The organism is Pararobbsia alpina, from assembly GCF_965118125.1.
Classification (GTDB): Bacteria; Pseudomonadota; Gammaproteobacteria; order Burkholderiales; family Burkholderiaceae; genus Pararobbsia; species Pararobbsia alpina_A.
This window is the reverse complement of sequence record NZ_OZ221288.1, coordinates 790,078-814,131: the sequence shown is the minus strand read 5'-3', so window position 1 is coordinate 814,131 and position 24,054 is coordinate 790,078. Positions and strand designations below refer to the sequence as shown.

Below are 24,054 nucleotides of genomic sequence, written 5' to 3'. Positions count from 1 at the left end.
CTCGCGCCGCTCTTAGTGGCAGACCTTGTGATGATGCTCGTAGTGGCAGACCGGGTGGTGATGATGGTGATGAACCGGGTGATGCATTTCATCAGCCATCGCGCTCAGCGGGGCGAGGGCGGTCATGCCGGTCAGAAGGGCGAGCGAGATCAGCACGCGACGAATCATGGAAAAACTCCTTGTAAGACTTGAAAGAATTGCGAGGCGCAACGGGCGCCAGACACTTTAACGAGCACGCGATCGAATGGGAATAGCTAAACGGTCAGTCCTGCTAATAGTTGCAGAACTTCCACGAAATTACCGCGAATTCTTTCTAATGCCTTTCACATTGACGGCCGCGTCGCCGCACCGGATCGTCGGATCCGGCTGCAACAGGAACGGACGCACGTTCCGGGCCTGAAACGATCGACCGGCGTGAGGGCTGGTAAAGTGACGAGCAGACGGAGCAGGCACTAAACAAAAAATCTGGAGGAACGGATGAGCAGTCACGCAAAGGTCGCGCTCGTGACGGGGGCGTCGCGCGGCATCGGCAAGGCGGTGGCGGAAACCTTGCTCGAGCACGGTTATCGCGTCGTGCTGGCGGCGCGTGCCATCGCACCGCTCGAGGCGATGGTCGAAGCCGCCAAGGCAGCGGGGCGCGAAGCGCTCGCCGTGCAGACAGACGTGACCGACGCAGCGAGCGTCGACGCGTTGTTCGAGCGTACGCGCGAACGTTTCGGGCGGCTCGACGTGCTGTTCAACAACGCGGGCATCGGGGCGCCTGCTGTGTCGATCGACGAACTCTCCGTCGAGCAATGGCGCGCGGTGGTCGACACCAACCTGACGGGCGTGTTTCTGTGCAGCCGGGCCGCCTTCGGCCTGATGAAGGCGCAGCAGCCACGCGGTGGCCGGATCATCAACAATGGCTCGATTTCGGCGCACGCGCCGAGGCCGTTCAGCGCGCCTTACACGTCGACCAAGCACGCGGTCGCCGGCCTGACGAAGGCGCTGTCGCTCGACGGTCGCGCATTCGATATCGCATGCGGACAGATCGACATCGGCAACGCCGCCACCGATATGACCGAGCGCATGACGCAAGGTGTATTGCAGGCGAATGGCGATCTCGCTGCCGAACCGCGCATCGACGTCGCGCACGTCGCGAATGCGGTGCTGTATATGGCCGGTCTGCCGCTCGAGGCGAATGTCCAGTTCATGACCGTCATGGCGACCAAGATGCCTTATATCGGGCGCGGCTGAGGCGATCGTGCGTCGCCTCGGGCTTATGCGCGGACGCACGCGCTTGAACGCGTCGAATCCGGCCGCGATTCGCGGGTGGGCATGTACGACGCCGGTCGCGTTTGCGAGGGACCTGGTGCGTGTGCTGGCGCTCGCGCTTGCCCTTGTTTCGGGAGCAGGCGTGGGGCTGGGAGCATGGCTGGGACTCGCCTTGAGTCTCGCCTTGTGCCTCGCTCCAACCCCGGTTCTGGCGGCACCGGACGACGATGTGCCCTCGGCGACGATCGAAAGCGATACGCACGTGTTTACCGTACGCGACGACAGCTCGATCGATGAAGTCGACGACACCGTGCTGCGCGCCAATACGCAGTCGGGCGTCGACGACATTGCGCAGCGCTATATCTGGTTCGATCGCAACGTCGATCAGGTTCAGGTGCTCGAAGCCGAGACGATCACGGCAGACGGCCAGCACATCAATGTGCGCCCGGATCAGATTCGTGACGTGCAGGAGCCGCGTTCGGCCGACGCGCCGACCTTTACCGATGCCGTGATCCGCGTGGTGATTTTTCCGGGCGTCGGTGTCGGATCGCGCGTGCACTTGAAGGTCCATAAACTCAGGACCCGTCCGTCGATGCCGCACGAGTTCAGCCATCTCGCCGAACCTCCGCGCATGCCGGTCGAGCAGCAGCGTCTGATCTTCGACTTGCCGGCCAATCGCCCGTTGCACAGCGATGCGCGCGGCTACACCGCCGTGGCGCCGCAAACCGACGGCACACGCACGCGCTATGAGTTCGACTACAGCCGCAGCGGCTTTCCGCGGCAGGAAAGCGGCGCGATCTCGTTCGCGAGCTACGGCGACCGGCTGCTCGTGACCACCGTTCCCGACTATGCGAGCTTTGCGGCGACGTATCGCGAGGGCGCGCGCGACGATACGGCCCAAGACCCGAAAATCGTCGCACTCGCTGCGTCGCTGACCGCGAATCTCAGCGATCCGCACGACAAGGCCCGCGCGATTTACGACTGGGTCCGCATGAATATCCGCTACGTCGCGCTGCTGCTCGGCGAGACGGCTGCATCGCCGCACCGCGTCGTCGATATCCTTGCGAATCGCTATGGCGACTGCAAGGACCACGTCGCGATCTTCGGTGCATTGTTGAGCGCCGCAGGCATTCGCAACGATCCTGCGCTGCTCAATCTCGGCTCGGTCTATACCTTGCCGTCCGTACCCGGGTACGGCGGCAATGCGATCAACCACATCATCATGTGGCTGCCCGATCTGCAGCTATTCGCGGATTCGACTGCGGGCGGCACGGAGTTCGGTTATTTGCCTTCGGGCGTGCTCGACCGGCCTGCGTTACTCGTCAATGAAGGCCTGCTCGTGCGCACACCGTCGACGCAGCCGCTGGGTCGCACGGCGCGGCTCCAGGCGAATATCGGCAGCGACGGCGGGGCGAGTTACGCCTATTTTGTCGAGGACAGCGGCTGGAGCGCAGAGATCGAACGCAATCGGCTGCGTCGCGCGACGGCGCAACAACGCGCCGGGATCGTCGACGAGCGGCTTCGTCTGACCGGGCTGCAGGGCAGCGGATCGATGTCGACCAGCCCGCTCGATGCGACGCAAGGGCCATTCGACACGACATTGCGCGGCGCGCTCGAAAACGTGGTCTGGCCGACCGGGACAACGGCAGTGCCCGCGTTAAGCAGCTTCTCGGGCGGCATTGCATCGCAACTGCGCACGGCACTCGCCGAACGCGTGCGGACGCAGCCGTATACGTGCACGAGCGGAGATTTCACCGAAAACGCCGTGCTCACGTTCGCACGCGACTTCACCGTCAGCGATATCCCGCCCGACCTCGAACTGCATACCGGCACGCTCGACTACGTCGCACACTATCTGTTCGATGCGTCGAGCCAGACGATACAAATCACACGAGCGCTTCATCTGCATTTTCCGGCGGCGGTCTGCGACCCCGAAGCGTACGAGGCGAATCGCGGCACGCTGCTCAAGGCCGAGCGCGATGCAATGTCGCAGATCATCGTGCGAGCAAGACAACAAGAGTGAATCGGGAGGATTCATGAGCGAAGCGAAGATATCGCCGCCCAGTACGCTGTCGCACGTGCGTGTGCTGGATTTATCGCGTGTGCTCGCGGGGCCCTGGGCGAGTCAGCTGCTCGCCGACCTCGGCGCCGACGTCATCAAGGTCGAGCGCCCTGGTTCAGGCGACGATACGCGTAGCTGGGGCCCGCCGTATCTGCACGACGCACAAGGGCACGAAACGGCGGAATCGGCCTATTTCCTGAGCACGAATCGAAACAAGCGTTCGCTGACCGTCGATTTCACGCGCAGCGAGGGGCAGGCCATCGTTCGCGAGCTCGCCGCGCGGTCGGACGTCGTCATCGAGAACTTCAAGCATGGAGGTCTGGCGCCGTACGGGCTCGACTATGCATCGCTGCGGGAGATTAAGCCCGATATCGTGTACTGCTCGATCACGGGTTTCGGACAGACCGGGCCCTACGCGGACCGCGCTGGTTACGACTTTCTGATCCAGGCCATGGGCGGCCTGATGAGCGTGACCGGGCGCGCGAACCATGAAGCCGGGGCAGGGCCAATGAAAGTCGGTGTCGCGCTCACCGATGTGCTGACCGGGCTGTATGCGAGCAACGCCATCCTCGCTGCCCTCGCGTATCGCGAGCGCACGGGTATCGGCCAGCATATCGACCTCGCCTTGTTCGACGTGCAGGTGGCGACGCTCGTCAATCAGGCGAGCAATTACCTCGTATCCGGCGTCGCGCCGGTGCGCCTGGGCAATAGTCACCCGAATATCGTGCCGTATCAGGATTTCCCGACCGCGGACGGCAACATGATCGTCGCGGTAGGCAACGATGGCCAGTTCCGTCGGCTATGCATCGTCGCCGGTCAACCCGCACTCGCAGACGACGCGCGCTTCGCCACCAATCGCGATCGCGTGCGCCACCGGGACGTACTGGTTCCGATGCTCTGTGACATCACGCGTACCCGCACGACGCATGAATGGGTCGAAGCGCTCGAAGCCGCGGGTGTCCCCTGCGGGCCGATCAACGACCTCGACGCCGTGTTTGCCGATCCGCAAGCGGTCGCGCGCGGCTTGCGCGTGGACCTGCCGCATCCGGCCGGCTCGGCGCCTGGCGTCGCGAGTCCGATTCGTCTTTCGGAAACACCGGTTCAGTACCGGCATGCACCGCCGACGCTTGGCCAACACACCACCGAGGTGCTGCGCGACGTGCTGGGTTACGACGCCTCGCGCATTGAGACGCTCGTGGGGAACAAGGTGGTGTGAGTCGAATTCGAGGCGCGGGCACAGCGGATCGGGATGGTTGCGCGGCAAATCATTCGAGCGGGCCGGTGCGACAGAATAGCCGGCATGAGCGATCATCCGCTTCGCTCATGCCGGCAACACGGCTGGACGGACTTATATATTGCTTCAAACGTAATTCGTGTGATCTTTCGATAAAGATTGATTAACCGAATTGAAATATTGCTCATGCGAAAGCGGGGCGAAGAAACTTGTATATCGCTTGCCAGCGCATTGATAAAAAATCTCGTAGCAGCGTTTGCAGATAACGAACCGAGCAATATCTTTAGCAGGATTGATTGGTTTCATTTCCGCGCAAGCGTGTGCGAGCATGGAATCATCCGAGTGGCTGGAATTACCGCTTAAAAAGCCGATCGGTCAAAGCGTCTGAATGGATTATTATGAAAGCGCAAACCCAAGGGCTGCTACTAATTGCTTTGCAACGTTTCGTAGAGGAATCTGTCCAAGCGCTGCACACCACCGAAAGCGTCGCTCCATTCGGCGTGTGAAGCGCTCAAGTCCCCAATAATCCGTACCCGATTTCGTACCGCTCGACGGGCCATGTGAGCGGAACGTCGGCCCGTGACATATGTGTGTCGCAATGCGTGAAGTCTGTATCGCGACGGATGATGCCAGGCGACGGCGAATTGAGTGCGTCATCTCGAACCATTATTTTCGTGTCGATTCCGATCGACGCGAGGTCAGGTTCGCGATTCATGAATCGCAGTGCGATGTGCGCAGTGCCCTGTGTTTAGAGTGGTCCGTATCTTGCATCAATGAACGTTGCGGCATCCATCAGAGATGCGCACGATCTTTTTCGGAGGAACGACATGCAGCAACACACCCAGCGTACGACGGCGAAAGTGGCAACGGGCTCGAAGCCCGCAGCTCTTGCTCAAGTGGTCGCAGCGGCGCGCGAGCGCGAAGCGGCGGACACGGCGGCACGTTCGCGCTATTGCGAACCGGGACTCGAGCGTCTGCTGCGTCAGGCGCCTGAAGGTATCTCGATCAGCAAAGGCCGATAAGCGAAAAGCGCCCGCGTCAAACGCTTAGAGTTGTACCGTGATCGCGGCAACAACTCTTTACAAAGTAGTGGAAGGTCTTACAAGGTTGTGAAACGCCGCAGTGCGACAGAGGCACTGCGGCGTTTTTGTTTCTGGCGCGAACATGACGGCCGCGACAGTATTCGGATGCCTGATTATTTTCAGATTCGTAGCGAATGGCGGACGGTCGCGATCGCAGACAAGCCGAATCGTCGACAGCCCGGGTTTCCCGAAGTCATCGCAGACAAACCCTTCCACAGACAAACACGCTGGTCAGGAAGCTTCCGCTGCCTCCTGCGCCTCGGCGGCGTCCCGGGTCGGATCCGTATCGCGCAGGCGCATGATGTCGCGCAGCGGCGGCTCGCCGAACAGACGCCGGTACTCGCGGCTGAATTGCGAGGCGCTTTCGTAGCCGACCCGATGACTCGCGGTGGCCGCATCGAGCACTTCGCTGAGCATCAGTCGCCGCGCTTCATGAAGCCGCAATTGCTTCTGGTATTGAAGCGGGCTCATCGCCGTCACCGCCTTGAAGTGGTGATGCAGCGACGACGGACTCATATTCACGTTGCGGGCGATCGTTTCGATGCGCAGCGGCTGGTTGTAGTTATCGCGCAGCAAGCCAATCGCTTTCGCGATGCGTTGCGTATGGCTGCCGGTCAGCGCGATCTGGCTCAGACGCGCACCTTGCCCGTCCATGATCAGGCGATAGTGGATTTCGCGCTCGATCAGCGGCGCGAGGATCGGAATGTCGTCCGGCGTATCGAGCAGGCGTACGAGTCGCACGACCGCGTCGACGAGCGGCGGCGACATGCGCGACATGAACACGCCGCGCGTCGCTTCCTGCGATGCCGAAGCCGGCAGATTGGCTTCGCGCAGCAACGCACCGATGCGTTCGACGTCGAGGTCCAGGCGCAGGCTCAGATACGGATGATCGGGCGACATGCCCACGATCTCGGCGACGCCCGGCAGATTGACGGACGTCACGAGGTAGTTCAACGGGTCGTAGATATACGTCTCATTGCCGACCATCAACTTCTTTGAGCATTGCGCGATCACCGCGAGCGCCGGCTGCTGGAAACCATGATGCGGTTTCCGAGCCGTCGACATGCGGGTCAGCAGCAGGCCGGGTACGGCGGTTTCGTGCACGCCGTCAACGCCGGTGAATCGTTCAATCAGCCCCGCAAGCTCGGCGAGCTGCCGATCGAGTGCGGCTTGCTGAAGTACATCGGGGGAGGCTTGGATGTCCATGGGTTGCAGAGGGATGCTGCGGTGCGTAGACGAGATCGCCAGCTTACTCCCGCGTACGCGCGTTGCAATGTGTGGGCCCTGCCATTTGCAGATTTAGGCAAATTATCTACAGGATCGTGCTACCTGCGCCGCAGTGCGCAAGCGCAGACTGCGCCAGTTGCGGCCGGGCTGGTCGGTCCGGCGCTTATTGTCCAATCATCGCGGAGACTGCAGATGCGCTACAAGAAACTGGGCCATACGGGTTTGTTCGTGTCGGAATTGTGCCTCGGCACGATGACGTTCGGCGGTACGGGAGAAATCTGGAGCCAGATCGGCACGCTCCAGCAATCGGAAGCCGACGCGCTGGTCGGCCGCTCGCTCGAAGCCGGCATCAACTTCATCGATACCGCCGACGTCTATTCGCAGGGCATCTCGGAGCAGATCACGGGACAGGCACTGCGCAATCTGAAGGTGCCGCGAGAGGATGTGGTCATTGCCACCAAGGTGTTCGGCGAAACGGGCAAGGGGCCGAATTCACGCGGCATGTCGCGCTCGCACATCATGGATGGCGTCAAGGCGAGCCTCAAGCGCCTGCAGCTCGATCATATCGACCTCTATCAGATCCACGGTTTCGATCCGGCCACGCCGATCGAGGAAACGGTGCGCGCGCTCGACAACCTCGTGCAGCACGGCCATGTGCGTTACGTGGGCGTGTCGAACTGGGCGGCGTGGCAGATCATGAAGGCGCTCGGCATCGCCGATAAGCACGGCCTCGCGCGCTTCGAGTCGCTTCAGGCGTACTACACGATTGCGGGCCGCGACCTCGAGCGCGAAATCGTGCCGTTGCTCAAGAGCGAAGACGTGGGCCTCATGGTGTGGAGCCCGCTTGCGGGCGGTCTGCTGAGCGGCAAGTACGCACGAGACCAGAAGGGCGAGGCAGGTAACCGTCGTACGACGTTCGATTTTCCGCCGGTCGACAAGGAACGTGCATTTGATTGCGTCGACGTGATGCGCAAGATCGCCGATGCGAAGAAAGTGTCGGTCGCGCAGATCGCACTGGCGTGGCTGCTGCATCAGCAACAGGTCACGAGCGTGATCATCGGTGCCAAGAGGGTGGATCAGCTCGACGACAACATTGCCGCGACGAACGTGCAATTGAGCGCCGACGAACTGGCCGCGCTCAATGAAGTCAGCGCGCTGCCCGCCGAATATCCGGGCTGGATGTTCGAACGTCAGGGCGCGAATCGTCGCAAGCAACTCGTTGAGGCAGGGCGCGGTTAATCAGCGGGGAATCACCTTGGCGCTTTGCAAAGCCACCACCCGGGCGCCCGCCCAAGCGCCAACCTGAACGCCCGCTCAAGCACTCAATCCATCGCCACGTGGGCTTCGCTGGGGTCCAGCGGAGCCTGCCGTTTCGGTTTGCTGATCAGCGCGAGCAGCGGAACGACGACGAGCGTGGCGATGAACATCAGCTTGAACGCATCGTCGTACGCAATCATCGACGCCTGCTGGCCGATCATCCTGTCGAGCATTGCCATGGCCGACGGCGACGACATATCGACCTGCGCCCGCATGACCGGATTGAACGGCGTAGCGTAGCTCGCCAGTGACGAATGCGAGATCTGCGTATTGCGCGTCACCATCGTCTGGATGATCGAAATACCCAGGCTGCTGCCCAGATTGCGCATCAGGCTGTAGATCGCCGTGCCGTCCGCACGCAGTTCCGCAGAGAGGCTCGAGAACGACACCGAACTCAAGGGCACGAAGATCAGCCCCAGTCCAAAGCCTTGAATCACGCCGGGCCAGACGATATCGGCGCTCGACAGGACGATGGTGTACTTCATCATCATGTAGAGCGCGACCGCGGAAATGATGAAGCCCGTGAACAGCAGCATGCGTGTTTCCACTTTGCCGAGCAGTCTTCCGGCCAGCAGCATGGCGATCATCGTGCCGATGCCGCTGGGCGCGGTCACCAGACCGGTCGTGGCCACGGGGTAGCCCATCAGCGACTGCAACATCGGCGGTAACAGGGCGCGCGTCGCGTAGAGCACCGCGCCGACCACAAAGATAAAGCACGTCCCGGTCACGAAATTCCGGTCGCGCAGTAACTCGGCCCGAAAGAACGAGCGCTTGCCCGCGGTCGCGGTATGAACGATGAAGAAGGCGAAGCTGATCGCTGCGATCAGCGCTTCGATCTGGATTTCAAGCGAACCGAACCAGTCGAGTTGTTCGCCGCGATCGAGCAACGCCTGGAATGCGCCGATCGCGAGCGAGAGCATGGCGAAGCCGAAGAAGTCGAGTGCGTTGCGTGTGACGCGTTTTCGATCGGGCAGATAGGTCAGCACGCCGAAGAGCGCAAACGCGCCGACGGGCAGGTTGATAAAGAAGACCCAGCGCCAGTTGTAGCTGTCGGTCAGCCACCCCCCGAGCGTGGGTCCGAGGATCGGCCCGACCATCACGCCCATCCCCCAGACCGCCATGGCCTGGCCCTGCTTTTCGCGCGGGTTGATATCGAGCAGGATCGATTGCGACAGCGGCACGAGCGATGCGCCGAAAATGCCTTGCAACAGTCGCGAGGCAATGATCTGCGTCAACGTCTCTGACATGCCGCACAGCGCTGACGCAATCGTGAAGCCACCGACCGCGACGGCGAGCAGCCGCTTGACACCGAGATGGTCGCTGAGCCAGCCGGTCAGCGGAGTCGCGATCGCGGCGGCCACGATATATGACGTCAGCACCCAGGTAATTTCGTCCTGAGATGCCGACAGGGTCCCCTGCATATGAGGCAGCGCGACGTTCGCGATCGTGCTGTCGAGGGTCTGCATCAGCGTCGCCAGCATCAGCGATACGGTGATCATGCCGCGATTGAGGCCGGCGCCCGCGGTCGTGGACACCGGAGGGACAGTGGACGGCGCAGCCGCTGTGGCTTCGGCTTCGGCCGCGGCAGTCGCCGTCAGGCCTTCTTGCCCTGGCTCGTCCACAGCGCGCAGAACGGACGCGTTCTCCGGATTGGATGCAGCCGGGTCGTCAGGCTCCGGTGTGGGTTGGCGCGCCGCCGAAGCGGCCGATCGATGGCTCACGGTCAGTAAATTCGCGGTCGACGAAACACGTCGTGAAGTCGCAGCAGCAACGGGAAAGGCGCGCATCCAAGGGGTTCGGAGCGCGCGCCCTGAAATTAATAAGCCAACATATTATATTGCGACTTACTGAAACATTGGCGTTTGCCCGAAGCGACCTGTGCGACGCGCCGTTCCGCGTCCGCGCGCGCCTCGTCGTACCATACGGCCCGAACGACCCACAGGAACTTCACGAACCGCATGAAACGCGCAATCGAAAACCGTTTGGGATTTGTGATCGGCGATATCGCACGCCGTTATGGGGTCATCTATGACCAGCGCGCGAAGCAGGAAATCGAGTTGACGCGCGCGCAGTGCCGCCTGCTCGTCTATATGACGGCGTATGGCGAAATGCGTCAGACGGATCTCGCGACGCTCGCGGATGTGACGCCGATGACGGTCGCGCGGATGATCGACCGCATGGAAGCGGCGGGGTGGGTGAAGCGGCAGGCCGATCCGGCGGACCGGCGCGCGCTGTTGGTCAGCATGACCGACAAGGCCGATGATCGGCTCGACGCGGCGCTCAAGCTTGGCGACGACCTGACGGCCAGGATTACCGAGGGGTTTTCAAGCGAAGAGGTCGCGACGCTGCTGTCGATGCTCAAGCGCGTGCGTGCCAACCTCGCCGCATGCGGCGAGGTCGACGTGAGCGAGGAAGGGTAAGTGAGGCCGGAGCAGCGATCTACGCGGGAAGCCCTGGCCTTCTTTTACTCGTCCTCATCCTCGGGCCACAGCTTCCAATAGCCGGAAGCCTTGATCCAGTCCGGATTATGTGCGCGTTCCTGTTGCAGATACAGGCGGATACCGCGAACGGTCCGTGATTCCGCACCGACCCAGACGAACGTGTCGCCTTCGGGGAAGCGGATATCGCGCAGCGCGTCTTCAAGCCGCGTCGTCGTACCGGGCGCCTCGCCATTGCGATGCAGCCAGTAACGCTGAACGTCGGCTTTCGAGTGCAACGGCAGGCGTTCGTCTTCGTCGGCGATCTCCACGATCGTGATCGCCCGCGCGCCTTTCGGGAGTTCTTCGAGCCAGCGGCCGATGGCCGGCAGCGCGGTTTCATCGCCAATCAGCACATACGTATCGAAATCGTCGGCCACGATGCGCGACCCGCGCGGGCCGCCGATACCGAGCCATTGTCCGGCTTCGGCTTGCGCGGCCCACGTCGATGCGGGCCCGTCGCCGTGCAGCACAAAGTCGATATCGAGCTCGTTGGCCTTCGCATCGTACCGGCGCGGCGTGTAGTCGCGCGCCGGCGACGGCGTGACGCCTTCGGCAAAACGCGGACCATCGGCCGTCATGACCGGCAGGGTCGGATGCGTATGACCGGGCAGTGGCACGAACACCTTGACGTGATCATCGGGCGCATCGCTTTCGAAGCCGTGCAGCGCGTCGCCGGTCAGCGTGACGCGCACCATCTTCGGCGTCAGTGATTCGACGCGCTTGACTTCGAGCAACCGCATGACGACATCACGTCGTACGCGGCGCATTTCATGCATGACAGTCGTCGACATGCGTCGGGTTCCTTGTCAAAAAGTCGGTTTACTTTGAATCGGCGGGACGCGGATTTGCAATTTCCGCCGCCGCACGCTCGAGAATCTCGATCACGCGCGCGGTCTCTGCCGGATCCCAGTTGCGCGGGTGCGTCAGCACGGCGCCTTTGAGCTGGCGGAATGCGCCGCGCAACGAGGCCGGCAGACTCATTTTGTTGGCCATACGACCAGCAAGATCCATGCGTTCGACGAGCGAGTCAGCCGCTTCGCGGTTCTGGTCCAGATATTGACGGCCTTCATCGGTAATCCGGTATTGCTTGCGGTTGCCCCCTTCGATGACGGCCTCGGCATAGCCGGCTTCTTCAAGCAGCGTCAGCGTCGGGTAGATCGCGCCCGGGCTCGGCGTGTAGGCGCCGCCGCTCATCTCTTCAATCACGCGGATGAGCTCATAGCCGTGCCGCGCTTCCTTCTCGATCAGTGCCAGCAACAGCAGGCGCAGATCGCCATGCCCGAACATCCGGCCGCTCATGCGGGCGCCGCCGTCGCGCCCGCCGCGAAAGTCTGAATCATCGTCGCCGCCGAACGGGCCGCCAAACCGGCCGCCGCGGTGGTGCCGGCCAATCAAATGCATAAAGTGTCCATGGCCTTGTGCCATTTCTGACCAGAAGAAATCTCTGCAGTGACGCATCGTGTGCTCCTTACGAAGTATCTAAAGTAATGAACTTACGATATATCGAAAGTAAGTCGAATTCAAGGAGAAATCTTAAGAAAATAGGGGGACGGGTCGCAGATGCCTATGGGATGGGCGTGACGCGCGATTCTTGCAATTTGTGCAATGCAAAAATCTTTTTTTGGTGGTTGCTGAATACCTTGGTGTTAACCCTATAATCAGGGAAAACCCTAATCACCGTTCCGACTGGTACTGCAATCAAACGCAGGCCGAGGGACCGAGGATCACCACCATGAATTTCCATACGCGCAAATGGGTCAAGCCCGAAGACCTGAACCCCAACGGCACTTTTCCGACGTGACGACGAAGTCGTCAACGTCTATCCAGGTTTTAGGCTGTTACATACTTTATGTAACAGCATGTGCCGGGCGCTTGAATTTTCGTTTGTTACCAATCAGTTACACAAAAAGTAGAACTAATTTCGGAGGCTTGCGTGTCTGGTCAAAATCCGCTGGCCGGGAGATTTTTGCCGATTTGACTTGAACGGCGGTAATACGCGCCGTCACTTAGATTAAGATATGAGGAATTGGAAACGCTATACGCTGTCGGGCGCGAATCGGAAATAACAACGAGTCCTGCGCCGAGGCGGAGGGGACTCACTTGGATTTCTTTCGCGATAATGCGCGGCGCTTTGCATTCTTTGAGTCGCACGCGCCGGGCCGAGGATTACGCAGGGGACAAGTTGGTGCACTCCACGCACTGGCCGCGCATTTTTGCGCGGAGACAGAGCCGGCTGTAATCTCCCTCCCCACGGGATATGGAAAGACAGCGGTAATGGCCGGGACGTGCTTCGCTTTGCAGGCACGCCGAGTTTTGTTGATAGTGCCAAGTGCAGCGTTAAGAGGCCAAGCAGCCCGTACGTTTCGTTCCCTAGACGTGTTAGTCAGACACGGGACGTTTTCGCTGGAAGAGGGACAGCTTCCGGTAGTGTCGACGCTGGATTCGCGCGCGACTAGCGCAGATGAGTGGTTCGCCCACGCAGACTCCGACATTGTTATTGCGACACCGCATGCCGCTAGCCCCGCGCTCGCTGATGCCGTTGCCCCTCCCGAGGGGTTCTTCGACCTCCTTTTGATGGACGAGGGGCATCATGCCCCAGCCAAAACCTGGGAATCGCTCATTCGTTCGTTGCCGAAGGCAAAGCATACGCTTTTTACGGCAACTCCCTACCGTTTGGATGGCGTGAAGCTTCCTGGCCGCCTCGTCTTTTATTACCCGCTGAAGCGGGCGGTCGAAGAGCAGGCGTTCGGAAGAGTAAATTTCGAGTCCGTCGAAATACCCCAGCACGCGTCCCGAGAGGAAATTGATAACGCGCTGGTCACTCGTGCAGTTCAAGTTTTTGAGCGTGACCGGGCTGCTGGACATGAGCATCGAATGCTCATCCGTTGTGGTCGAGTAGAGGCTTCTACGCGACTCGCTGCAAAGTACGTCGCGGCGGGATTGCTAGTGGAAAGTGTCTCCAGTCAGCTCAGCCCGCGCAGAGTGGAAGCAATTGAGACGCGACTCCGAGACGGTGAGCTCGATGGCATCGTTTGTGTCGATATGTTTGGCGAGGGTTATGACTTCCCTCAGTTCAAAATAGCTGTTCTACACGACGCTCATCGGTCGCTGGTACCAACTCTCCAGTTCATTGGCCGATTCGCGCGAACAAACGGGATTCGCACCGGCGACGCCACATTCATTGCTGCACCTCGTGAACTCGATTCAGAGTCTGACGAGCTTTACAAAAGCGGCGTTCAGTGGGACCTGTTGATTGCCAACGTTGCTGACGCGCGGCAGCAACTTGCACTGCGGCAGGAGGAAAACGTTCGAAGTTTCCGCGAGGGCGGACGACCTTCGGCGGACTACGATTCTGTCGATACGCGACACCTACTCTTACCGCACCACATTGCAGTGTACGCAGCACGACGTCCTCCGGAAGGCTTTGATTCCTTGAAAAAGATTGGCGGCTTGGAGGTAGTCAAGCGTTGGGATTCCGTCGACCACGACGCAAGTCTGTTTCTTACGCGTGACCTTGATACTCCGGCATGGTCTCGCGGACGAGACATCATTGATGTTCGGCATGACCTGGTCCTCGTTAGATTCTTCCCTGAAACTCAAATGCTGTTCGTGACGGCTACGTTGCGGACCGAGCGTTTGTATTCGAGCCTTGTCGGACATCTTTGCAATGGTGACGCATCTAAGGTTTCCTTTGCTCGACTCCGCAAGGTGCTCAATGGACTTGAACAGCAGGAATTCTTTAACATTGGGCTTCGCAACACTAGCCCGGTGGCGACAACAGAAAGCTATCGCATCGTGGCTGGAAGCCAAGCTGATAGAGGCGTGCGTGACACAGATGGTGCGACCTATTGCCAAGGCCATTTCTTCGGACGTGGAGAAATCGACGGCACGTCGGAGTTAATAGGGGCGAGCAGCGGCGGCCGCGTCTGGTCCAATGGCAAATCGTCGTTGCCAGAAACTCTTCGGTGGATGACCACACTTCACGCGCGCATCTCAGCGGTAAACGTAAACATCGGACGCTCAGGGCTCGACCGCTTGCCTTTTGGAGAGGGGCTGACTGAACTTCCGTCAGATACCGTATCCGCAGACTGGTCTCGGGATACGTACCGCACCAATCCAACTGTCGTGCTAGGTCAAGACGCACCACGGCGCGGTTGCGTGTTGGACTTATCCATTACCGATATTCGGGTAAGCAACAACCGACAGTCGCTACAGTTTGCAGTCGGCGACGACGACGTGTCGCGAAGAGTTAAGTTTTCTCCAAACCACATTCCACAATACACCGCAGACGCCGGGCAGCCGGCCATCTTTATTGAGAATCGCGATGGACGCGGTTTGCCTGTCGAAGAGTGGCTCAACGACGAACCGCTCGTTTTTTATACATCGCAATTAAATACGTTCACTGGCAAAACGCTCAACCGACGAACTCAGAGCCCTGGTGCGCGTGTAGGGCGCACGCTGGAACTGGATTGGCACGGTTGCGAGATTCAAGTCGAGTTCGATAATCAAGACGGTCAACGAAGAACCGTACAACGGCATCTGCAAGAGCACTTGCTTGCCCAACCTGACAATGACTTCATCATCTATGACCACAGGTCCGGTGAAGCCGCAGATTTTGTAGTGGGGCGGCGCGGGAACGATGGTCGCTACGACATTGGGCTATTTCATTGCAAAGGTGCGGGAGGAGCGCTGCCGAGCGGGGAGCGAGTGGACGATGTCTATGAGTTGGTTGGACAAGCCGTAAAATCGGTTAGATACCAGGTGTTGGATGAATTGAAACAACACGTCAAGCGCCGTACGCAGGCGAATCGCAATGGCGGCGTATCGCCGTTCATTCATGGAACCCGTGAAGCGGCACTCGATATTCTTGAAGCGTTGCAGCCTATCGACCTGCGCCTAACTGTAAATTGCGTACAGCCTGGGCTGTCTGTAGCTGCGTTAGACCCCCGGCTGCGGATGATAATGGCCGCTGCGAACGACAGCGTCGCGGCGCAGCAGAGTTCGCTTGTTTGGATACTGAGCCCATAGAACCTCTGGGTTTGACCGACACACCTGCGTGAGCCCTACCGCACAGTGACGTCGAAACTTAACCGGTTGTTGGTCATGTCGATAACCGACGACCCGAACACTCGGAAGGACATGTTGACGATGAAAATGCCGGACCCGGATATCCAGAGTATTGAGAGCGCACTAGCAACACTGGGACAAGAAGACACGTCCAAACTGTCTATCCCTGCCTTGTCTAGGGGGGTCACGTCTTTCTGCGCTGAGGCAGCGCTGTTGCAGTTCGTTGTCACCTGGGCCCGCCATTCCCCAAGTGCGACCGTAGCGTCTTTTCTGGGGTTGGACTCTACTGCGGGGTCGTTTGAGACCTTGGTTCAAAAACAGCTCGGGCTGCCCTATGTGCTTGCTGCCTGGGTATTTGCGAATCAACTGCGTGACTCGAATGACCGCGTCATGAAGCGTCGGGAGGCGAAGGGCTTTACAGCGTTCCTGGATGCGATGGACAACTTCGAGTTCCATAGCACGCACGAAACCGTGGAGACCCGAGCAAACTTGGTGTGCGTGCAAGGAAGCCGGCGGGAGTTCATTCGCCCCTTCTATGAGCAGCTTAACAACGCTTGGCGAGTCCGTCCCGAGGGGGACGTTCGGGTCGTGGTGCAAGATATTCTCGCCCAGTTGGCAGAAAACTGGACAGCAAAATATTTGCGAGAGGTTGCGGAGCCATTGAGCCATCTCATCCGCGAACTCGTCGAAAACTCTGATTGGTGGGCTCGCGCCGACCATCGAGGCGTGGAATATGAAAAAGGGATTCGAGCGATAACACTCCGAGTGCGTGACGTCGACGATGACAGCCTTCTAATGTTTGCCGGCGGAAATACTCATATTCAGACGTATCTCCTCTACAACCTTGTGAATCACCCTCGCGTGCGGAAAGACGATGAGCCCGGTTCGCGCGGTGTTCGTCGCTACCTTAGCTTTTTGGAGCTCACGATGGTGGATTCCGGCCCTGGCCTCGCGCTTCGTTGGCTCGCGAGCCGTCCCGAAAACAAGCGTTCTGTCGACCGACTGGACGATGTATCGCTTGAAGAGGAAGAGGATGCGGTAATTGAGTGCTTCAAAAAGTGGAGAACGTCGTCGGGAAATTCGCTGCGCGGTGTGGGGCTTTTTAGTGTCGCCAGCTTGCTCCAACGAAGGCAAGGCTTTTTGCGGCTACGAACTGGACGCCTTGCTTTTCTTTTCGGTACGCAATCCGCCATGTCGGATATCGAGAATCAACTGAAGACGCGTGACCTATCCGGCGATTACGACAGGCTTGCCGACGGAACTCATGTGTTCCTGCAGGACGAGAAGTTGGTGTTTTTTCTACGGCCGTGGTCGACCGACAAGTTGAGCACCGTTGAAGGAACGGCATATTCAATTCTTCTGCCGGTATGACCGACATGCTATTCATTCCATTCTCTGGCCCAACACCTCTCACGCGAGTCGCGTTGCTCGCTTTTGTCGGCTCCGACACGCCGGATTGGACGGAAATTGCGGAGCGTCTAAAAAGGTGGTCTTCGCACAACGTACTTCCGCCTGAGCTAATCGTGTTAGCGACTGTCGATTCTGCGCGGCTAGTGGAAAACTATCGTACGTTCATAAAGACAGTCCTTCAGTTGCTGCAACGTCGCAAATCGCTCGAACGTCGATGCAATCTGTTTACTACGAACTACGACGGATGTTTTCCGCTAGTTGCTGACGAACTCGTTCGTGAAGGAAACGTTGACTTTGTGCTCAATGATGGCGCGCGAGGTTTCCGCCGGCGCTATCTTCAAGCACGGAACTTCAATACGTATCTGTGTCAGACGGGGGTATTCGAGCGACATCAGACGAGTGTTCCCCAAATCAACCTCGTTCACGTACATGGCTCGGTGTACTGGAAAAAAGATGGAGCAAGCATCGTGGTCGACTACGATTCGCGCTCCAGTGGGGACCTGCTTGATGCGGCTGCGCAAGCGAAACTTGCGCCATTTTCTGCATGCTTGGCTAATACCGAATCCAATCTGGACGAACTCCCTTTCCCTGATTTCACACAGGGCGAACTCGATGCATTCATGAGTGCTTATCATCGGTTGCCCATCGTGAACCCGACAAAATGGAAATTTTTTGAGACTGTGTTCGAAGAGCACTACTACCAGATGCTTCGCATGCTGAGCTACGAGCTCGAGAAGCCAAATGCCGTACTTATCACGTTCGGCTTCTCGTTTGCCGATGAGCACATTTTGAATTTGGTGAAACGGTCTCTCGCGAATCCGCATCTTCAGGTGTTCGTATGTTGCTTCAGCCAGCGGTCTAGGGACAAGTTACAGCTCGAGTTCAAAGGCTTCGACAACGTACGCTGCCTGGCATTGGATGAGGGTCGCATGGATTTCAGCGCGTTCAACGAGCGAGTATTCACACTCGACGAATCGCCGAGTTTGCGAACGGGAATACAACAAGCTGCCAATGAGCCGATTGCTCCTGTCATCGACCTCGATGGCGGAGCCGCAGCATGAGCATTCGTGTCGGCGAGGTAATTGCCGTAACCGGTGTGAGAGTCACGCTCAAGATTGACGAAGATTCGAGCAAGGAGACTCTCTTCTACGCTGGCGACAAATACAAGGGGGTCTCGATACGCGAATACGTTGCAATACAACGCGGATTTCGCGACATCATTTGCATCGTAGAAGGCGAGTATCTCGATGAAAGCCGGGTCGAAGCCGAAGGCGGCAAGGTTGCGTACGTCAGAAAAGTTGACGCGCGACCGATAGGCTACTTTCATCGCGAGACCTTTCAGCAGGGAATCAAGTATCTGCCGATGATACGAGACCCTGCTTTTCTTCTACAGGAGGAGCGTATCTCTAAGGTGTTCGGGCGGGACGGAGATAGCTCGTTTACTATTGGTCGATTGTTGAAGGAAGATATTGCGATTGGCCTGCCATGGCAGCGCCTGTTCAACACACATTTGGGCGTGTTCGGAAACACGGGTAGCGGCAAATCGAACACTTTAACAAAGTTGTATTCGGTTCTGTTCGAGAGAAAGGCCACTGCGATGGGCAACAATAGCCGGTTCGTGGTCCTCGACTTCAACGGCGAGTACACCGGCGGGCAATTGGTCGGTCCGGCGTCGAAGACTGTCTATGACTTGAGCACGCGAGTCGCGCCGCGAGGTGTACCGCAACCTGAAGGAGGAGCGTTTCCGCTGAACGAGCGGGAGTTCTGGAACGCTGACACTTTGGCCGTGCTCTTTCAAGCGACGCAAAATACTCAGCGTCCGTTCTTGGCGCGTCTCATTGGTGGGCGGTTGCGATTTGAGGTGAATCGCGACTCGCTCTCGCTATATACGAAGTCAAAATTTCGGGATGCATTCTGCGCGGGCGAATGTAAAGCAGCGACTTTGGACCTCATGCGAAATGTTGCGAGGCTGCTCAGGAATGAGGAGCTCCTCGACGCACTCAGGACCGTATCGTGGCATTCCAATCGAGGGCGTTTTACGCGTGCAGGTCAGTTTTTCGACAGCAACGGTAGTAACTATGACCAGCACTTTCGTCGCTTCGTCGACCCCGTCGATGCTTCAGAGCTCGACGCGTTTGACCAACTGGTGCTACGTGCCAACCTGCAGCTAATTGCGGACCTCATAAACGGGTATGTGCAGTTCGAACACATTCAACCGTTGTTGAAGCGAATTGAGTCATCTCTGAATACACTTCGCCGTGTGATTCGAGTCGGAGCGGAAGAGCCCGATGACAGGCTGGTGACAGTTATTTCAATGCGACGCTGCAACAGCGAAACAAAGAAGGTTCTCCCGCTGCTCATCGCGAAACACTACTACAATGCCCACAGAGAGAGTGTCGAAAATCCTCCGAACAAGACCGTTCATCTTATCGTGGATGAAGCGCACAACATATTGTCTCAGCAGTCTGCTCGTGAACATGAGAGTTGGAAGGACTATCGACTGGAACTCTTCGAAGAAATCATCAAGGAGGGGCGAAAGTTCGGGGTCTTTCTGACCATCTCAAGCCAGCGTCCAGCGGATATCTCTCCCACTATCGTTTCGCAGCTTCACAACTTCTTCATCCATCGGTTGGTCAACGACCGAGACCTGTTCCTGATTGATAACACCATTTCGACGCTCGATACTTTGTCGCGCAGCCTCATACCGAGCTTGGCAAAAGGATGTTGTGTTGTAACAGGCACTGCGTTTGATTTGCCGATGGTGATTCAAGTGGACCGTCTGGACAGAGGACAGCAGCCTGATAGTGAAGACGTGGACCTGGAGACCCTCTGGAGCGCACGAGAGGACCGCATCGAAATCGATGACGTACAGGCGCACTAGCAGCATAGCGCCACCACTCGCCGTTACACATAAGTATCGAAAACGGAGCTATATCTGAGATTCCTAGCTGACGGCCCAGTCATTCCGAATGAGTTGCTCAAATACCAGGACCAAGGGGAAGTGGTGTTTTTCTGCGGCGCGGGGGTTTCGATGCCAGCGGGCTTCCCGAGTTTCTTCCAATTGACCACCCGAGTCATGGCCAAACTGGGCGTCGCTCCCTCGTCATCCATCGGCGTGGCGATGGCTGATGCAATCAGACACAACAAACCCGAGTTAGCGCCGCCGCTCGACCAAGTGTTTGGGATGTTGCAGCGGGAGTTCTCTCGCACGACGGTCGAACACGAAGTACGCGAAGCGTTGAAAACGCCGCGAGGAGCCTGCGCGCAGAACCACGAGGCACTTTTAAAAATATCCGTTGACGCCTCAGGCGAGCCGTTCGTGGTAACAACGAATTTCGACCGCATGTTCGAGAAAATCGACGCGCGTATCAAGCGGTGGGTCGGACCGCAGTTGCCGTTGATGGCACTGGACGAAACTCCTACGGGCATCGTATATCTGCACGGCAGACTTCCGAAAAACAGCGATGAAGCCAGCGGCCTCGTCCTCAGTTCGAGCGATTTCGGACGCGCATATCTTGCTGATGGGTGGGCGACCGACTTTATGCGTGACTTGCTCGACCGTCGAGTGGTGGTGCTGCTCGGGTATTCAGCGAACGACCCGCCCATTCGCTACCTACTCGAAGGACTGTCGACAAACTCATCCTCCAGCTCGCGACGAATCTATGCATTCGCGCAAGGGCAGCCCGGAGAAGTTAAAGCGCGATGGAGCGAGTTGGGAATCTCCGGTATTGCGTTCAGTGGGTATTCTCAGTTGTGGTCGTCATTGCACGCTTGGGCGAAACGGTCGAGCGACAAGAGCGCTTGGCAAGCTCACGTACTATCACTGTCGCGCAAGTCGCCTCGTCAACTCATTCCCCACGAGCGTGGCCAAGTAGCAGCCCTCGTTGCGACTGCTGAAGGCGCCAAAGCGTTCGCAGAATCGACGCCGCCGCCGCCCGCTGAATGGCTCTGCGTATTCGATAAGCTCGCTCGGTATGCGCCGGTATCGAAGGCTTACGGGCAAGTTCGTCCCGACAGCGTAGACCCACATGCTGAGTATGGACTCGACGATGACCCGCCTCGAGTGGTCGGAGGCAATCAGAATGAAGTTCAGGATGGACTAGATGTGCTCGGTACGTTACCGTCCGACGCTCCCGACAATCCGTACACTCGCATATCCAATTTACGCAGTGCCATCGCGCCCATCGGAACACGCCTCAGTTGGTTGGTTCGCTGGTTTGAACGCGTTTTGCACGAACCAAGCTCCCTCTGGTGGGCAGCGCGACAAGCTCAGTTGCATCCATCGATGATGGATGCCATCGCGCAGAGGCTATCGAATCGCAGCGTTGGAATGACGGAACTCGACGTCAGCGTAAGGCATGCGTGGTCCCTATTAAACGAATCACAACTTTCTTCAGCCCAAGGCTCAATGGGTCTACGTTGGGTGCGGCTTGCGATTCGAATTCGGGCTGAAGGTTGGACGGGTGCCGTAATAAGGGAGCTCCAAGCCATCGCCCAGCCATACGTCGTCGCGCGGCCCGCGACATTTCGCTCGCCGCTCCCGCCGAACGACCCCTCGGCTATCAGCATAAGTATGCTGGTGACATTCGACGTGAAGACTGAAAGCCGAAGGGGTTCAGATATCGAAGTACCGAACGACCAAGTTGGTGCCGTGGTCCGAATTATGAGAGGCGTACTGGAAACAGCTGCGTCGCTTCTAAGTGATGTCGAGGGAGCATCAAGGTTCTATCGTGCCCCTGCAATCGAGCCAACTAGCGCGGGTGACGCTCGGTTTCGTCATATAGACAGCCTAGACGCCGATTTTCTTTGGTTCGCCGAGTTGTGCGGTCGCTTGCGAGAACTGGCGCCGAACGAATTGCGGTGGGAAGTGAACGCATGGCCTGCATCGGAGGGTTTTTTCTTTGGTCGCCTGCGACTGCATTTTTGGAAGCACAGAGACATCTTCGACGGCGCTACCGTTGGCGAGCAATTGAGTGCGCTGATTGACGACGTTTTCTGGAATCCCTATGCGCAGAGAGAGTTGCTTCACTGTCTCAAAGCGCGATGGAAGGACTTCTCCCAGACACAGAGACTTCGTATCGAACGACGACTACTCAGAGGTCGCCCCCGCAACGCCGACGAAACGCGGAGGGACTCGGCGCGAGACAGGCGCTATCGCGCAGGAGTTGCCCTCGGATGGCTTCAACGGAACGGCTGCAAACTCTCGACCGCCACCCTCACAGCGCTTACGCGGATTCGCGGTTCGACCGATTGGCCGTCAGAGCATGAAATTGGCGCCGACCACGATTGGGAGGGGCGAGGCGGCTGGGTCCAACAACGCACCGACCCGGAAGAGCTCCGAGACCTTCCGAATAGTATGATTGCCGAGCGCGCGCTTGAACTCTCGGGCGCTCCAAGGGATGGTCTTGTCCAGATACGTCCGTTCTCTGGCCTTGTAGCGGAGCGCCCAGTTAAGGCGCTTCTGGCGTTGACGATTGAGAGGCGTCGCAGTAACTATCCAGAGTCGCTGTGGCGAGAATTTATCTCGTCGTGGCCAGAGCAAACGTCTCGTCGGCTTTTGTTAGTCTCGGCTAGGCGATTGGGACAGTTGCCGTCCGAAATAGTGTTTCCGCTTCGATACGAAGTCACTCGTTGGATTGAGCAAACAGCCAAGCAGCTTTATCACGCATCTGCAGACGAATTCTGGAAGCTCTGGGATGCCCTGTTCGTTTGTCTGTGCGATATCGGCGAGGCGGCGACAGGAAGTTCGATATCGAGTGCGACAAATTCAAAGGGCGAACCGCGACCATTGAAGACAGTGGACCATGCCATCAACGGACCCATTGGCCATTTAGTCAACGCCATCTTCAACGCGATAAGTGGGCAGAAGTTCGAGGAAAACGAAGGCCTCTCTCCTCCTATTCAATCGCGATTGCATCGTGCCTTGCAAGCGCCGGGGGCCGGTGCATGGCACGCGGCCATCTTGTTGGGTCGCCAGCTCAATTTCCTTTATTTCGCAGATAGACGGTGGTTCAATCGCGCCATTCTGCCGCATCTTTCCGTCGAAGACGGGCTCGCGGAGTCGTTTTGGGTTGGCATCATTCACGAGATAGCATTACCGCGCCCATCGCGGCTCTTTCGGTCCGTGAAGAACGACTTCCTCCAAGTCGCGTCCGAGCCTGCTGTTTTTCAACTCGATGAACATGCCGATAGAAACGTTGCTCAGATGCTGATTCAAGCGGCATTTTTGAATGTCACAACGGGCGGCTTCATCACTCTTGCAGAGTGTCGAAATGCTCTTCGAGGGTGCGGCGACTCAGGACGCAATGCCGCGCTCTGGCTGGTGGAACAGGTTGTGCACGATGACGGAAACTGGCTGAAATTCGGAAAACGTTTTTTTCGAGACGCATGGCCACGGGAGGTTGCATGTCGGTCGAGCTCTACGTCTGAAGCAATGGTGCGGCTTGCTACGCATTCGAAAGAGTCATTCGCGGAAATCGTAGCGACCGTCAGCGAGTACCTCACGTTCGTGGAGTATCCAGACATGGTTATTCACGGTCTGATGGACGAAAAAGAAGGCGAAACAATTGCTAGAAGATGGCCCGAGGAAACGCTACTGGTCTTGTCAAAAACCGTGCGCCTTGAGGCAACCCGAGCACCGTCTCGACTCGAAGCTACGCTCGAAGAAGTTGCTCGCGGGAACGAGGGCCTGCGCACTCGAAAGGCTTGGCGCGACTTATCGAACCTGATAGGTCGCTAGCCGGCCCCACACTTTAGCTGGTGATGAATCGCTCCTGATTGACTGAGATGCCCCGAAACTCACAGACCTTCGCAGAGGGTATGCAGCGCATTGGGGCCTAGCTGACCTCGGGGCGCACATGGACTCGCGTGCGCTAGAGAAGTGCAACGAAGGCTTGGGAGACTGCGCCTCTGCTGCATATC

16 protein-coding genes are annotated in these 24,054 nt (G+C 58.4%); 11 read left to right on the top strand and 5 right to left on the bottom strand.

All coding sequences use genetic code 11. The features are described from left to right. Nucleotides 1-12: 12 nt before the first annotated feature. On the bottom strand, nt 13-168 hold the full coding sequence (locus ACMFWR_RS21960) for a hypothetical protein (protein WP_413196800.1): 156 nt from the start codon (nt 166-168) through the stop codon (nt 13-15). Between the two features lie 309 nt (nt 169-477). On the opposite strand from ACMFWR_RS21960, the gene ACMFWR_RS21955 reads away from it, so the two are divergent. The 4 genes from ACMFWR_RS21955 to ACMFWR_RS21940 all read left to right on the top strand — a co-directional run bounded on the left by ACMFWR_RS21955 (nt 478) and on the right by ACMFWR_RS21940 (nt 5,572). Continuing rightward, the gene (locus ACMFWR_RS21955; protein WP_413196799.1) at nt 478-1,236 is read left to right on the top strand and encodes an SDR family oxidoreductase; all 759 of its coding nucleotides are present in this window, start codon (nt 478-480) and stop codon (nt 1,234-1,236) included. Between the two features lie 43 nt (nt 1,237-1,279). Further along, nucleotides 1,280-3,277, top strand: coding sequence for a DUF3857 domain-containing transglutaminase family protein (locus ACMFWR_RS21950; protein WP_413196798.1), 1,998 nt, complete (start codon nt 1,280-1,282; stop codon nt 3,275-3,277). A 13-nt stretch (nt 3,278-3,290) separates the two neighbouring features. Next, a complete protein-coding gene (locus ACMFWR_RS21945; RefSeq protein WP_413196797.1) occupies nt 3,291-4,532 on the top strand; it encodes a CaiB/BaiF CoA transferase family protein in 1,242 nt (413 codons plus the stop codon). An 845-nt stretch (nt 4,533-5,377) separates the two neighbouring features. Next, on the top strand, nt 5,378-5,572 hold the full coding sequence (locus ACMFWR_RS21940) for a hypothetical protein (protein WP_413196796.1): 195 nt from the start codon (nt 5,378-5,380) through the stop codon (nt 5,570-5,572). A 291-nt stretch (nt 5,573-5,863) separates the two neighbouring features. Here ACMFWR_RS21940 and ACMFWR_RS21935 read toward each other — a convergent pair whose 3' ends face one another. Next, on the bottom strand, nt 5,864-6,838 hold the full coding sequence (locus ACMFWR_RS21935) for an AraC family transcriptional regulator N-terminal domain-containing protein (RefSeq protein WP_413196795.1): 975 nt from the start codon (nt 6,836-6,838) through the stop codon (nt 5,864-5,866). A 213-nt stretch (nt 6,839-7,051) separates the two neighbouring features. Between ACMFWR_RS21935 and ACMFWR_RS21930 the strand changes: the two genes are divergently transcribed. Beyond that, the gene (locus ACMFWR_RS21930) at nt 7,052-8,098 is read left to right on the top strand and encodes an aldo/keto reductase (RefSeq protein ID WP_413196794.1); all 1,047 of its coding nucleotides are present in this window, start codon (nt 7,052-7,054) and stop codon (nt 8,096-8,098) included. Nucleotides 8,099-8,181: 83 nt separating this feature from the next. On the opposite strand, the gene ACMFWR_RS21925 is transcribed toward ACMFWR_RS21930, so the two are convergent. Next, nucleotides 8,182-9,675 carry a DHA2 family efflux MFS transporter permease subunit gene (locus tag ACMFWR_RS21925; protein ID WP_413197319.1) on the bottom strand — a complete coding sequence of 498 codons (1,494 nt, stop codon included), beginning with the start codon at nt 9,673-9,675 and terminating at the stop codon, nt 8,182-8,184. A 459-nt stretch (nt 9,676-10,134) separates the two neighbouring features. On the opposite strand from ACMFWR_RS21925, the gene ACMFWR_RS21920 reads away from it, so the two are divergent. Beyond that, on the top strand, nt 10,135-10,596 hold the full coding sequence (locus tag ACMFWR_RS21920) for a MarR family winged helix-turn-helix transcriptional regulator (protein WP_413196793.1): 462 nt from the start codon (nt 10,135-10,137) through the stop codon (nt 10,594-10,596). 44 nt (nt 10,597-10,640) lie between these two features. Here the strand turns inward: ACMFWR_RS21920 and ACMFWR_RS21915 are convergent, their stop codons facing one another. Together ACMFWR_RS21915 and ACMFWR_RS21910 are read right to left on the bottom strand one after the other, a co-directional pair. After that, entirely contained in the window at nt 10,641-11,447 is an 807-nt protein-coding gene (locus tag ACMFWR_RS21915) for a siderophore-interacting protein (RefSeq protein WP_413196792.1), read from the bottom strand. A 28-nt stretch (nt 11,448-11,475) separates the two neighbouring features. Continuing rightward, nucleotides 11,476-12,114 (bottom strand): PadR family transcriptional regulator, encoded by a 639-nt coding sequence (locus ACMFWR_RS21910; RefSeq protein WP_413196791.1) that lies wholly within the window; start codon nt 12,112-12,114, stop codon nt 11,476-11,478. Nucleotides 12,115-12,756: 642 nt separating this feature from the next. Between ACMFWR_RS21910 and ACMFWR_RS21905 the strand changes: the two genes are divergently transcribed. The 5 genes from ACMFWR_RS21905 to ACMFWR_RS21885 all read left to right on the top strand — a co-directional run bounded on the left by ACMFWR_RS21905 (nt 12,757) and on the right by ACMFWR_RS21885 (nt 23,872). Beyond that, complete coding sequence (locus tag ACMFWR_RS21905; protein WP_413196790.1) at nt 12,757-15,684, top strand: DEAD/DEAH box helicase; 2,928 nt, start codon at nt 12,757-12,759, stop codon at nt 15,682-15,684. A gap of 111 nt (nt 15,685-15,795) precedes the next feature. Then, a complete protein-coding gene (locus ACMFWR_RS21900; RefSeq protein ID WP_413196789.1) occupies nt 15,796-17,094 on the top strand; it encodes a hypothetical protein in 1,299 nt (432 codons plus the stop codon). 5 nt (nt 17,095-17,099) lie between these two features. Beyond that, complete coding sequence (locus ACMFWR_RS21895) at nt 17,100-18,194, top strand: hypothetical protein (protein WP_413196788.1); 1,095 nt, start codon at nt 17,100-17,102, stop codon at nt 18,192-18,194. Beyond that, entirely contained in the window at nt 18,191-20,014 is a 1,824-nt protein-coding gene (locus ACMFWR_RS21890) for an ATP-binding protein (protein ID WP_413196787.1), read from the top strand. The genes ACMFWR_RS21895 and ACMFWR_RS21890 overlap by 4 nt, the downstream gene beginning before the upstream one ends. A gap of 93 nt (nt 20,015-20,107) precedes the next feature. Beyond that, complete coding sequence (locus tag ACMFWR_RS21885; protein WP_413196786.1) at nt 20,108-23,872, top strand: SIR2 family protein; 3,765 nt, start codon at nt 20,108-20,110, stop codon at nt 23,870-23,872. Nucleotides 23,873-24,054: the final 182 nt, after the last annotated feature.

What these genes read in the sequence shown, in the direction of transcription:
- ACMFWR_RS21915 (WP_413196792.1), bottom strand. Translation starts at nt 11,447, where the DNA reads ATGTCGACGACTGTCATGCATGAAATGCGCCGCGTACGACGTGATGTC.
- ACMFWR_RS21930 (WP_413196794.1), top strand. Translation starts at nt 7,052, where the DNA reads ATGCGCTACAAGAAACTGGGCCATACGGGTTTGTTCGTGTCGGAATTG.
- ACMFWR_RS21920 (WP_413196793.1), top strand. Translation starts at nt 10,135, where the DNA reads ATGAAACGCGCAATCGAAAACCGTTTGGGATTTGTGATCGGCGATATC.
- ACMFWR_RS21955 (WP_413196799.1), top strand. Translation starts at nt 478, where the DNA reads ATGAGCAGTCACGCAAAGGTCGCGCTCGTGACGGGGGCGTCGCGCGGC.
- ACMFWR_RS21890 (WP_413196787.1), top strand. Translation starts at nt 18,191, where the DNA reads ATGAGCATTCGTGTCGGCGAGGTAATTGCCGTAACCGGTGTGAGAGTC.
- ACMFWR_RS21900 (WP_413196789.1), top strand. Translation starts at nt 15,796, where the DNA reads ATGTTGACGATGAAAATGCCGGACCCGGATATCCAGAGTATTGAGAGC.
- ACMFWR_RS21935 (WP_413196795.1), bottom strand. Translation starts at nt 6,838, where the DNA reads ATGGACATCCAAGCCTCCCCCGATGTACTTCAGCAAGCCGCACTCGAT.
- ACMFWR_RS21925 (WP_413197319.1), bottom strand. Translation starts at nt 9,675, where the DNA reads ATGATCACCGTATCGCTGATGCTGGCGACGCTGATGCAGACCCTCGAC.
- ACMFWR_RS21895 (WP_413196788.1), top strand. Translation starts at nt 17,100, where the DNA reads ATGCTATTCATTCCATTCTCTGGCCCAACACCTCTCACGCGAGTCGCG.
- ACMFWR_RS21960 (WP_413196800.1), bottom strand. Translation starts at nt 168, where the DNA reads ATGATTCGTCGCGTGCTGATCTCGCTCGCCCTTCTGACCGGCATGACC.
- ACMFWR_RS21940 (WP_413196796.1), top strand. Translation starts at nt 5,378, where the DNA reads ATGCAGCAACACACCCAGCGTACGACGGCGAAAGTGGCAACGGGCTCG.
- ACMFWR_RS21910 (WP_413196791.1), bottom strand. Translation starts at nt 12,114, where the DNA reads ATGCGTCACTGCAGAGATTTCTTCTGGTCAGAAATGGCACAAGGCCAT.
- ACMFWR_RS21945 (WP_413196797.1), top strand. Translation starts at nt 3,291, where the DNA reads ATGAGCGAAGCGAAGATATCGCCGCCCAGTACGCTGTCGCACGTGCGT.